This window comes from Amycolatopsis sp. NPDC059657 (assembly GCF_042734395.1).
In the GTDB taxonomy this organism is placed as follows: Bacteria; Actinomycetota; Actinomycetes; order Mycobacteriales; family Pseudonocardiaceae; genus Amycolatopsis.
This window is the reverse complement of sequence record NZ_JBHWEB010000203.1, coordinates 1-10,361: the sequence shown is the minus strand read 5'-3', so window position 1 is coordinate 10,361 and position 10,361 is coordinate 1. Positions and strand designations below refer to the sequence as shown.

Sequence of the window (10,361 nt, the reverse complement as noted above, 5' to 3'; positions counted from 1 at the left end):
GGCTCTTTCGCCCCTGGGGGGGCCCCCGCGCCCCGCGTTTTTCCGGGGGGGGGACACCCCCACGACCCGTCCAATAGATCGACGTAGCCGTTGCTGGCTTCCCACAGGGCGTCGGAAACCGCCGTGAGCTTGCCCGGCGCCCACCTGCGGTCCTCGTAAGCCTTGGTACGCGCGCGCAACGCTTTCAGGCTCACCTCGAGGTCCGCCTGAACGCGAGCGCGGAGTTCCTCTGGCGAAGGCGCGTCGAGCCGGACGTCCTCGCCGCGCCCGTCGCTCAGCGCGCGCAGGATGTCGTCGTCGAGGCCGGTTTCCCGGTCCCAGAACAACACGGGCCGGTCGATCTCGTGGTTCCAGACGGGCGCGTGCGCGGACCGCCACAGGACCCGCACCGGCGCCTTCGCGACCCGGGTGAGATTCGCCCAATGGTCGGCGCCGGTCGGCCTGGTCAGCCACGGCACTTCGTCGACAGGCAGGTCGACGACGACGGCGACGGTCGAGTGATCGACGTCGTCGCGCGGGGCGCCGACGAGTGTCCCCGCCGCCCACAGCTCGGTGACCGGCAACGAGAACTTCGCCGCGGGAGACGCGGCGGCCCCCGCCAGGTCGCGCAGGTGGCGGATCGCGGTCGACCATTTCATCAAGACTCCAGGAACTCGGCGACCGTCTTGCCGAACCCTGCCGGATCGTCGAGCCACGGGCAGTGGGCGACGCCGGTCTGGAGTACGAGCGTCGATTCGGGGAACGCGTCGGCGAGCTCGGCCACGACACGCGGCGGGCTGTTCACGTCGTACTCCCCGGCCAGCACGAGGACCGGCGCGCCCAAAACGCTCAGCATCTCGCGGGTCGCCTCGGGGTTGAACGCTCCCTTGGCGCCGAAGAGGATCGCGGCGCGGTCGTTGCGGCGAGTCTCCCCTCTGGCGTGATGAGCCTGCGTCGTGGCGTCCCAGCGGGCGTAGGTGAAGGGGGCGAGCGCGTCCCAGTCGCTGTTCGTGGCCCCGCCCGAGTTGACCCGCTCGAAGGCCTCCGACGCGTGCTCGAACCAGGGTTCGCCGGAACGCAGCCGGACCGCGTCGCGCCGGTCCCCCGGCGTGACCATGATGCCGAGCGCGTGGGTGCTCGGCATCACCAGGATCAGCTTGGCGACGTGCTCGGGGTACCGGGCCGCGTACAGCACCGCGAGGTTCGCGCCCGCGGAGTGCGCGAGCAGGTTCAGCCGGTCGAGGCCGAGGTGCTCACGCAGCGCTTCGACGTCGTCGACCTGGCGATCGCAGCGGTAGGACGGGAGGCTCGACGGGACCGCCGACTCGCCCGTGCCACGGGGGTCGAGCAGGATCAGCCGGAAGCGCTCCGACAGCCCGCCGAGATCGCCGAGGTAGTCGGCGTCCTGCATCGGGCCGCCCGGCAGGCAGACCAGCGGGGCGCCGTCGCCGAGCTCATGGAAGGCGAGTGTCGTTCCGTCGAACGCGGGGAAGGCGGGCACGTCAGGACCGGGGACGGCGTGGTTCCGCGTTCTTTTCCTTGGCGCGCACGGCTTCCTTGCGGACCTCGGCCTGGGTGGCGCGCTCACGCTCCAGCCAGCCGGGGCTCTCCGCCTTCAGCGCGTCGATCTGCTCGGTGGTGAGCGGGTCGGTGATGCCGCCGCGCGCCAGGCCGCCGATGGAGATGCCCAGCTTGGCCGCCATCACCGGGCGCGGGTGCGGGCCGTTGCGGCGCAGGTCGCGCAGCCACTCGGGCGGGTCGGCCTGCAGCGCGTTCAGCTCGTCGCGGGAGACGACACCCTCCTGGAACTCACCGGGAGTGGCTTCGAGGTACACGCCCAGCTTCTTCGCCGCGGTCGCGGGCTTCATCGTCTGGGGCGTTTTCTGCGACGTCATGGCGTCCAGGGTACGAGCGCCCGATCACGCCCGGTAATCTGGCCTCGTGACCGGCTCGGACGTACCTGCATCGTTCACACTCGCGTACGTCCCCGGCGTGACGCCCACCAAGTGGGTGCGGACCTGGAACGAGCGGCTCCCCGAGGTCCCGCTGCACCTCACCCAGGTGACACCCGCCGAGGCCGAGAGCCGGATCCGCGAAGGCAAGGCGGACGCGGCGCTCCTGCGGCTGCCGATCGACCGTGACGGCCTGCACGCGATCCCGCTCTACACCGAGACGACCGTGGTCGTGGTGCCCAAGGAGCATCACGTGGCCGCGGCCGACGAGGTGTCCACCGAGGACCTGGCCGACGCCGTCCTGCTGCACCCGCTCGACGACACCCTCGGCTGGGAGAAGCTGCCCGGCCAGCCCGCGATCGAGCGCCCCGAGACGACGGCGGACGCCATCGAGCTGGTCGCGGCCGGGGTCGGCCTGCTGGTCGTCCCGCAGTCGCTCGCGCGCCTGCATCACCGTAAGGACCTCACCTACCGGCCCGTCACGGACGCGCCGGAGTCACGCGTCGCGTTGTCGTGGCCGGAGGACGAGACGACCGACCTGATGGAGCAGTTCATCGGGATCGTCCGGGGCCGCACGGTCAACAGCACCCGTGGACGTCCGGCGCCCGAGAAGACTCCGGCCAAGGCGAAGGCGAAACGACCCGTCAAACCCGCCCCGAACAAGAGCCGTCAGCAAACGCCTAAGCGCGGCAAGCCCCGCCGTCGCTCCTAAGCCCTCTGAGTGGCGGATTCGCTGAGCCACGGCAGCACCTGGCCGTCGCGCACGATCTCGCCGTAGGTGTCGGGGCGGTCGGACAGGATGTAGTCGAGCAGGACGGACGCGGCTTGCGCCGGCGTGCGGGCTCGGCTGAAGTCGTCGAACCACGGCCGTGATGTCGCCGTGTCGACGAGGCCGGGGCAGACCGCCGCGATCAGGATGCCGTCCGCCAGGTCGCGGTCACGCCGGGCACCGGCGACGGCGCGGACCGCGGCCACCTGGGCGACCTTCGACGGCACGTTGATCCACTCCGGCCAGCCGAGCCCGGCCGCCGTGCCGTCGTGGATCGCGGTGCGCCACGACTCGACGATCGCCTCGACCTCGTCGAGCGAGGGCGCGTCGAACAGCGGGTGCAGGCGTTCGTCCAGGTTCCCCAGCGTGCCGAGTGAGCTGGCGACGACGATCAGCCTGCCGCCCGGGCGCAGCACCGGGGCGAACGACCGCAGCATCGCGTGGGTGGCGCCGTTCGAGACGGCGATGACCTCGTCGGCCTGCTCGGCCTGGGTCCGCTCGGGGGTCATCCGCGCGGTCGCGTTCGACACCACGAGGTCGACCGCGCCGAGTTCCTTCGCGAGCCCGTCGATCGCGGCCGCGTCGGTGACGTCGAGGACCCTGCCTTCTACGCGCGCGACGCCGTGGACGCTCGCGGCCGCCTCGGCGACGCGCACGGGATCGCGGCCGGTGAGCAGGATCAGGTCGTCAGGCGACCACCTGGCCGCGAGTTCGGCGACCAGCGCGTAACCGATGCCCTGGTTGGCTCCGGTGACCAATGCGATGCGTGTCATGCGATCAACGCTAGGCACGCGACTTCCATGCGTCCAACGAGACTTTGGCATCTGTGGTATGCGTAAACATCATGGACTTCGCCGACGTTTCGCTGGCCGGGCTCCGCGTGGTGCGCGAGATCGCCGAGCGCCGCACGTTCAGCGCAGCCGCCGTCGCGCTGGGGTACACCCAATCCGCCGTGTCCAGGCAGGTCGCCGCCGTCGAGCGGGCCGCGGGCGCGCCGATCTTCGAACGGCGCCGCGAAGGGGTGCGGCCGACCGCGGCCGGGCAGGTGGTGCTCCGGCATGCGGCGGCCGTGCTCGCCGAGATCGACGCCGCCGACCGCGAGCTGCGCGGCCTGCCCGACGCGACCGGAACGGTCCGGCTCGGCCTCTACCCCACCGCGGGCGCCATGCTGCTCCCCCGTGCGCTGGCGGCGCTGCGGCGCGCCCACCCCGGCGTCACGGTCGTCAGCCGCACCGGCGGCACGCCCGTGCTCATCCGCGCGTTACGGGCGGGCACCCTGGATCTCGCGGTGATCGGCTCGGCGCCACCGTTCCGCGCGCCGGACACCGAAACACCGGCGCTGACGCTGGAAACGTTGGTCGAGCGCAACCTGTGCGTGGCGATGCCGTCGGCGCATCCCTTGGCGGCCAACGATTCCGTCGACCTCGCCGACCTGCGCGGGCAGCAGTGGATCGCTGGGCGGACGGCGGGCGACGAGCCGCAGCTCGGCGTCTGGCCGGGACTCGACGAGCGGCCGGAGATCACGCACACCGCGCACGATTGGCTCACCAAACTGCACCTGGTGGCGGCGGGCTTCGGCTTCACGACCGTGCCGCCGGACCTCGCCGCAGCTGTGCCGCCCGGGGTGCGCGTGCTCACCGTGCGAGGCGGTCCCGAAGAGCGGCGGCGCGCGGTGCTAGCCCATCTGCCGCAACGCTTGCCTGAGAGCACACTCCGTGTCATCGAGGCGTTGCGGACAGCGGCCGCGGCACCCGCGACCATCCCGATCTGAGGGACGCGCAAGGATCAGCGCATGGACTTACCCAGTGACTTACGCGCGCTCCTGCAGCGGCCCAGCCCGTGCTTCCTGGCGACCACGATGCCCGACGGGTCCCCGCACCTGACCGAGACCTGGGGCGATACCGACGGCAAGCACATCCTCATCAACAGCGTCCAGGGCTTCGTGAAGATCAAGAACATCGAGCGCGACCCCCGCGTGGCGGTGAACGTCGTCGACCCCGACAACCCGTTCCGCTACTACGCCATCCGCGGCCGAGTCCTACGCATGACGACCGACGGCGCGCGCCAGCACATCGAGAAGCTGGCCCACCGCTACACCGGAGCGCCCTATTCCTGGTACGGCGGGCGTGACCAGGTCCGGCTCATCCTCACCATCCAGGCCGACAAGGTCAGCTAGGCGCGTCAGGTCCCGGTCACGGTGTCGATGCGGACGGTCAGCAATGAGGTTCCGAACTTGCGCACCATTCCGACGTGCTTCTGGTCGTCGAACGACGCGAGCCGCGCGTCGACATCGTCCTCATCGAGCACGGTGGCGTTCGCGTCGACCCAGCGGCCGTCGAGGCGGACGCGGATCCGCGGCTGGGCGGCGATATTGGCGACGTAACCGGAGTAGCGGCCCTGCTCGGCGACGACCCACAGCGTCGAGCCTTCGCGCTGGGTGCCGACGATCGTGCGGCGTGGCTTCCCGGTTTTGCGGCCCGTGGTTTCGAGGACGATGTGGCCAGGCAGTTTGCCCGCGAACGCCAATGCCTTCAGCGGCGGGTTGATGACGTACTTCTGGAGCAGGCGGACGCGCTTACGCCGAGCTTCGGTCATGACACACGCTACTGCTCTGTTCGGGCGGTTCGCTGACGTTTTCGGTGAACCGGCGGGTGTCCGGCGGCGATGATCTGTAGCTCGCACGGCGAGGGAGCGAATCGTGAGCTGGAAAAACCAACCGCGGGGCAGTGATGGCCGCTGGAAAGCCGCAGGAGGCAGCGTCGGCGCGGCGGTAGTAGCGGGCGTTGTCTTTTTCGCCAGCGGGGGCGCCGGCGGAGGCGGCGCGGCGGTCGAATCGGCCGCGAGCCACAGCCTCAAAGGCAAGTCGTCGAGCAAAGAGGCCGCGCGCAAAGGAAACCGGGCCGAAGCCTGGAAACGCCTCGGCCTCAAGAGTCTCAAACAGACGGCCAAACGAGACCTCAAATGCGTGACCGCGTCGTTCAGCGAGGTACGGGACTTCTTCGCGCACAATCCGTGCCGCTCTCTCGACCGCCTTCTGGTGGCCGTCGCCGACTCGCACGGCAACACAGTCGTCGTCTCGGTCGCCTGGGTGAAGATGCCCAAAGCCGACACGACCGGCAAGCTCAAGCGGATCATCGACATCCAAGGCTCCGGCGACATCTCGCCGCTCGCGAGCGGCGCGCTCGGCCTCGGCGGGGTGGACTTCACCGGTCACCACTACGCGTCGCGGCAGAGCGGTTCGCTGCTCGTCGTCGCCGAGACGGCGCCGGGCGGCGGGCATCCCGGTAACGAGCTGCTCGACACCGTGGCCGAGGTGGCGGCCGAGTTCCCGGCGCCGTGATCGCGGCGTGCTAGGTTCACGCTCCCCGTGATCCGACGCGTGATGGTGTGGTTTTGAGCGAGCAACCCGACAAGCCTGCCCCGAAAGTGCTGACGCAGCGCGCCATCCTGATCGGCGGGATCATCCTCGTCGTCATCGCGGTCGTGGTGACGTGGCTGCTGCTGCAACTCGGCGTCGGCACCACCCAGCTCGACGCGATCCGGACCGGCGGGACACTCGTGGTCGGCGCGGGTGGCGCGGTCGCGTTGCTGCTCACCGCGCGCAAGCAGCGGTCCACCGAGCTGGAGCTCCGGCAGAAGCACGAGGCGCACCTGCTCGCCGAGAAGATCGCCGCCGACAATCACGCGCACCAGCTGCAGGTCGCGAAGGACGCGCGCGAAGACGCGACCGAGCGGCGCATCACCGATCTCTACATCAAGGCGGCCGATCAGCTCGGCTCGGAGAAGGCGCCGGTCCGGCTGGCCGGGCTGCGCGCGCTGGAACGGCTCGCGCAGGGCAATCCCGAGCAGCGCCAGACCATTGTGGACGTGATCTGCGCGTATCTGCGAATGCCGTCCGCGTCGGACGAACCGCAGGAGCGCGAGGTCCGGCTCACCGCGCAGCGCATCCTGGTGACCCACCTCAGTCCGACCGACAACCCCGACGGGTTCTGGCCCGATACCGATCTCGACCTCTCCGGGGCCGTGCTGGACGACTTCCGGCTGTCGCAGTGCCGACTGCGGACCGGGTTCTTCTCCAGGACTGAGTTCGCGGGCACCGCGTGGTTCACGAATGTCGAGTTCACCGGCGACGCCTGGTTCACCAGGGCCAAGTTCGGCGACGACGCCGGCTTCGAGAACGCCGACTTCCAAGGTCGTGGCGGGTTCACCGATATCGTCTTCGCGGGCAGGGCCAGGTTCGGCAACGCCCGGTTCGCCCACACCGCCAGGTTCGACCGGACCACGTTCGGCGCGACCGCCAAGTTCGACAACGCGTCGTTCCTCAAGAGCGCTGGTTTCATCGACGTCAAGTTCGGCGCGGACGCGGGATTCAGCGGAGCCAGGTTCATCCGGGCGCCCCGGTTCGACGGTGCGAAGTTCGCCGGACCGGCCCGGTTCGACGGGACGACCTTCGCGAGCGGCGCCAGGTTCGTCGATGTCACGTTCACCGGGAACCCGCCGCACGAGGTGGCAGAGTTTCGACCAGATGGCGCACAGTCATCTGACGACTAGGCCATCCTGCGTCCAGCTGACCCTTGACCACCCGGGCACCTAGAGGCAATCATCGGATCTCTCGTCAGCCTACGAGAGAGCGAAGGCATGAGAACTCAGGTGCGGCGTAGCACGGCAAGGTCCGGTTTGCGGCTTTTACTGGCCGTCCTCATCCTGCTGACGAGCTTGGTCGGCTCAGCGAACGCGGAGGTGCACCATCCGCGTCAGCAGTGGCTGCGCGACTCCACCGCGGGCCTCTTCCTCCACTGGGGCATGTTCACCGCGCCCCGGCACCTGAACTGCGCGGAGTGGGAGCGCGACGTCACCGGCGGCGGCTGGACCCCCGAGTACTGGGTCGACGAGGCCACCAAGCTCGGCGCCTCGTACATCGTGCTCGCCACGTTCCACAGCAGGCTCGGCTACGCGAAGCCGTGGCCGTCGAAGATCCCCGGCAGCTGCGCCACCCAGCGTGACCTGCTCGGCGAGCTGATCAAGGCGGGTAACGCCAAAGGCGTCCACATCATCCTGTACATGACCGACGATCCGCAGTGGCACAAGGAAACCGGCATCGAGACGCTCGACTCGGCAGGCTACTCGGCGTACAAGGGCGAGCAGGTCGACCTGACCACACGCGCCGGATTCGGGAAGTACAGCTATGACCTGTTCTTCGAGGTCATGGAGCGCTACAGCGACCTGTCCGGGTTCTGGATCGACAACGACAACGAGTACTGGGAGCAGAACAAGCTCTACGAGCAGATCCGCGCGAAGAGGCCGTCCTGGTTGCTGAGCAACAACAACGAGGACACGCCGATCATGGACACGGTCAGCAACGAGCAGAAGACCGGCATGACGCCGTCCTACGACTATCCGCAGGCCGCGTTCACCCCGATGCCCCGGCTCACCGAAGCCGACTACAAGCTGCCCACCACGGGCGACTGGTGGTACAGCGGCGGCGACTCGCCGGTCGACACGCGGCTGTCGACCGGGCGCTACATCACCAACGCGGGCTCGTCGATGAAGTCGCTGATGGCGGAAACCCCGATGGTGAACGGGAAGTTCCCGCCGCAGCAGGAGCAGTTCAACAACTTCATGGCGAGCTGGACCCCGCCGATCAAGTCCTCGCTGCAGGGCAAAGAAGGCGGCGGCTACATGTACGGCGGCATGCAACCGGGATTCTGGAACGACGGCGCGCACGGCGTGATCACCGTCGAGCCTGGCGCGAAGACCCAGTACCTGCATGTGCTGACCAAGCCGCGAACGGACCAGGTTCGCTTGCGGGACAATGGTTATCAGGTCAAGCGGGTGAGCGACCAGCGCACCGGCGAGCGGCTGAGGTTCAGCCAGTCCGGCGGCTACCTGACCATCCTCGGCATCAAGAACTGGGACGCCTACGACACCGTCTTCAAGGTGGAAACCTCAGGACAGCAAGGGTTCTACCCGCAGTCGTCGATCAAGGCGACGGCTTCGGCGAGCAAAGCGGGCAACCCGGCGAGCAACCTCGTCGACGGCAGCTTCGAGAACTTCTGGGACTCCGACGCGCACACCCCGGTCTCGCTCACGCTGGACCTCGGACGGCGCAAGCCCGCCCGCTACCTCGCGGTGAACCAGCGTGAAGCGTCGCCGACCTACGCGCGGGAATCCTTTGGCCGTCCCGAAGATTCGGCCAGGATCATGGACTACCGCGTCTCGGTCAGCGACGACGGCAGGCATTGGGGTCAGCCTGTGAAGGTCTCGGCCATGCCGAGCGCACGCGGGGTGCAGTTCATCGACATCGGCGACCAGCGAGCCCGGTTCATCAAGGTCGACGTGCTGAACACCTGGAGCGGCCCGCAGGCGCCGCGCTTCGACAAGCAGCTCGCGATCGACGAGATCAAGGTCGGCTACGAGTACGCGGGCTCGTTCTTCCAGCCGCAGGTGCCGCTGGAGGCGGAGTCGTGGCACAACGACCGCGACGGCTCGGCGCACCTCGACTGGTGTGACGCGTGCTCCGGCACGCTCCAGGTCACCGGACTGGGCAACGGCAAGCGCAACTCGGTCACCTACGACGACGTCACGGTCGCCACGGCAGGCGACTACCGGCTCGAGCTCGGCGCCACCGGCTCCGGCTCGCTCTCGGTGAGCGTCAACGACGGCGCGCCGATCGACGTGCAGGCGGCCGGAATCGCGGACGTCCCGGCGCCGGTGGCGGTTTCGGTGCCGCTCAAGGCAGGTGCCAACAAGGTGACCGTGTTCAGCAAGGACCGGAACGGCCCAGGGCTGGACCGAATCGCGGTCGCACCGCTGCCCCCGGCGTCGTACGTGCCGCGGACGACATTGACCGTCACCCCGGCGGGCATCCAGTGGCTGCCCTCCGGCCAGCAGTCGATCAAGGTCAGCGCGAAGCTGCGCGTCGACGTCGACGACGCGCTCGACCAGGTCAAGCTGGCTCCGGTCGCGCCTGCGGGCTGGACACTCACGGGTGCGCCCGCGACGGCGTCGACGCTGCGGCTGGGCCAGACACTCGAAGCGACATGGACGCTCACCTCGCCTGCCGGCCAGAACGTCACGGCGGCCGACATCCCGGTCACCGCGTCGTTCCTGAACCTGGGCAAGGCCTTGACCGCGTCCAAGCCGCTGCGTGTGGCTCTGCGCCCGGCCGACCGGGTGTTCATGCGCGAGGCCGAGGACTCCGCCAACAACATCGGCGACGCGGGCGTGACGAACTGCGGCCAGTGCTCCGGCGGCCAGAAGGTACGCAACATCGGCGGCTCGCCGATCGCCTTCGCGCAGTTCGGCGGCGTGACGGTGCCCGCGGCCGGGCAGTACATGCTGTACCTCGACTACACGGTCAACGGCGATCGGTCGTACTTCGTGAGCGTCAACGGCGGCGCGCCGGTCGAGGTCAAGACCAGCGGTCAGGGCAACACCACACCGCAGACGTCCACACTGCCGGTCACGCTCAACGCGGGCGCCAACACGATCAAGCTCTACAACGACACCGAAGGCGCGCCAGACCTCGACCGCATTTCGGTCGGCTAAACGCCCGGTGGGTATGAAGTGAGGGTGCCGTGGGGTGCTTCGTACGCACCCGGGGGCACCCTCGCTTCGTAATGGGGGTCGTGAGTGGTACGGCCGGTTAGAACCGGCCGTAC

Annotated in this window: 11 protein-coding genes; 6 read left to right on the top strand and 5 right to left on the bottom strand. The window is 69.1% G+C overall.

Annotation, left to right across the window (positions count from 1 at the left end):
- The 3 genes from ACFV15_RS46580 to ACFV15_RS46570 all read right to left on the bottom strand — a co-directional run.
- A partial coding sequence (locus ACFV15_RS46580) for a hypothetical protein (protein WP_378359733.1) occupies positions 1-638 on the bottom strand: 638 nt, incomplete at its 3' end.
- A complete protein-coding gene (locus tag ACFV15_RS46575; protein ID WP_378359732.1) occupies positions 638-1,480 on the bottom strand; it encodes an alpha/beta fold hydrolase in 843 nt (280 codons plus the stop codon). The genes ACFV15_RS46575 and ACFV15_RS46580, both read right to left, overlap by 1 nt.
- Before the next feature lies 1 nt (position 1,481).
- Positions 1,482-1,874, bottom strand: a complete 393-nt coding sequence (locus ACFV15_RS46570) for a DUF5997 family protein (protein ID WP_378359730.1) — start codon at positions 1,872-1,874, stop codon at positions 1,482-1,484.
- Positions 1,875-1,920: 46 nt separating this feature from the next.
- On the opposite strand from ACFV15_RS46570, the gene ACFV15_RS46565 reads away from it, so the two are divergent.
- Positions 1,921-2,643 carry a LysR family transcriptional regulator substrate-binding protein gene (locus tag ACFV15_RS46565; protein ID WP_378359728.1) on the top strand — a complete coding sequence of 241 codons (723 nt, stop codon included), beginning with the start codon at positions 1,921-1,923 and terminating at the stop codon, positions 2,641-2,643.
- Here ACFV15_RS46565 and ACFV15_RS46560 read toward each other — a convergent pair.
- Complete coding sequence (locus ACFV15_RS46560) at positions 2,640-3,473, bottom strand: SDR family NAD(P)-dependent oxidoreductase (RefSeq protein ID WP_378359726.1); 834 nt, start codon at positions 3,471-3,473, stop codon at positions 2,640-2,642. The two genes, ACFV15_RS46565 and ACFV15_RS46560, sit on opposite strands and share 4 nt — an antisense overlap.
- Positions 3,474-3,544: 71 nt before the next feature.
- On the opposite strand from ACFV15_RS46560, the gene ACFV15_RS46555 reads away from it, so the two are divergent.
- Positions 3,545-4,471: a LysR family transcriptional regulator gene (locus ACFV15_RS46555; protein ID WP_378359724.1), complete on the top strand. Its 927-nt coding sequence runs from the start codon at positions 3,545-3,547 to the stop codon at positions 4,469-4,471.
- A gap of 21 nt (positions 4,472-4,492) precedes the next feature.
- Entirely contained in the window at positions 4,493-4,876 is a 384-nt protein-coding gene (locus ACFV15_RS46550; RefSeq protein ID WP_378359722.1) for a PPOX class F420-dependent oxidoreductase, read from the top strand.
- A 5-nt stretch (positions 4,877-4,881) separates the two neighbouring features.
- Here ACFV15_RS46550 and ACFV15_RS46545 read toward each other — a convergent pair whose 3' ends face one another.
- Positions 4,882-5,295 carry a nitroreductase/quinone reductase family protein gene (locus ACFV15_RS46545; protein ID WP_378359720.1) on the bottom strand — a complete coding sequence of 138 codons (414 nt, stop codon included), beginning with the start codon at positions 5,293-5,295 and terminating at the stop codon, positions 4,882-4,884.
- A gap of 103 nt (positions 5,296-5,398) precedes the next feature.
- Here ACFV15_RS46545 and ACFV15_RS46540 point away from each other — a divergent pair, with 103 nt between their 5' ends.
- The 3 genes from ACFV15_RS46540 to ACFV15_RS46530 all read left to right on the top strand — a co-directional run bounded on the left by ACFV15_RS46540 (position 5,399) and on the right by ACFV15_RS46530 (position 10,248).
- Positions 5,399-6,040 (top strand): hypothetical protein, encoded by a 642-nt coding sequence (locus ACFV15_RS46540; RefSeq protein WP_378359718.1) that lies wholly within the window; start codon positions 5,399-5,401, stop codon positions 6,038-6,040.
- Positions 6,041-6,093: 53 nt separating this feature from the next.
- Positions 6,094-7,251 carry a pentapeptide repeat-containing protein gene (locus ACFV15_RS46535; protein ID WP_378359716.1) on the top strand — a complete coding sequence of 386 codons (1,158 nt, stop codon included), beginning with the start codon at positions 6,094-6,096 and terminating at the stop codon, positions 7,249-7,251.
- Positions 7,252-7,338: 87 nt separating this feature from the next.
- Positions 7,339-10,248, top strand: a complete 2,910-nt coding sequence (locus ACFV15_RS46530; RefSeq protein ID WP_378359714.1) for an alpha-L-fucosidase — start codon at positions 7,339-7,341, stop codon at positions 10,246-10,248.
- Positions 10,249-10,361: the final 113 nt, after the last annotated feature.

Excerpts from the sequence above, each read along its gene's own strand:
- ACFV15_RS46560 (WP_378359726.1), bottom strand. The coding sequence starts at position 3,473 with ATGACACGCATCGCATTGGTCACCGGAGCCAACCAGGGCATCGGTTAC.
- ACFV15_RS46550 (WP_378359722.1), top strand. The coding sequence starts at position 4,493 with ATGGACTTACCCAGTGACTTACGCGCGCTCCTGCAGCGGCCCAGCCCG.
- ACFV15_RS46530 (WP_378359714.1), top strand. The coding sequence starts at position 7,339 with ATGAGAACTCAGGTGCGGCGTAGCACGGCAAGGTCCGGTTTGCGGCTT.
- ACFV15_RS46545 (WP_378359720.1), bottom strand. The coding sequence starts at position 5,295 with ATGACCGAAGCTCGGCGTAAGCGCGTCCGCCTGCTCCAGAAGTACGTC.
- ACFV15_RS46570 (WP_378359730.1), bottom strand. The coding sequence starts at position 1,874 with ATGACGTCGCAGAAAACGCCCCAGACGATGAAGCCCGCGACCGCGGCG.
- ACFV15_RS46555 (WP_378359724.1), top strand. The coding sequence starts at position 3,545 with ATGGACTTCGCCGACGTTTCGCTGGCCGGGCTCCGCGTGGTGCGCGAG.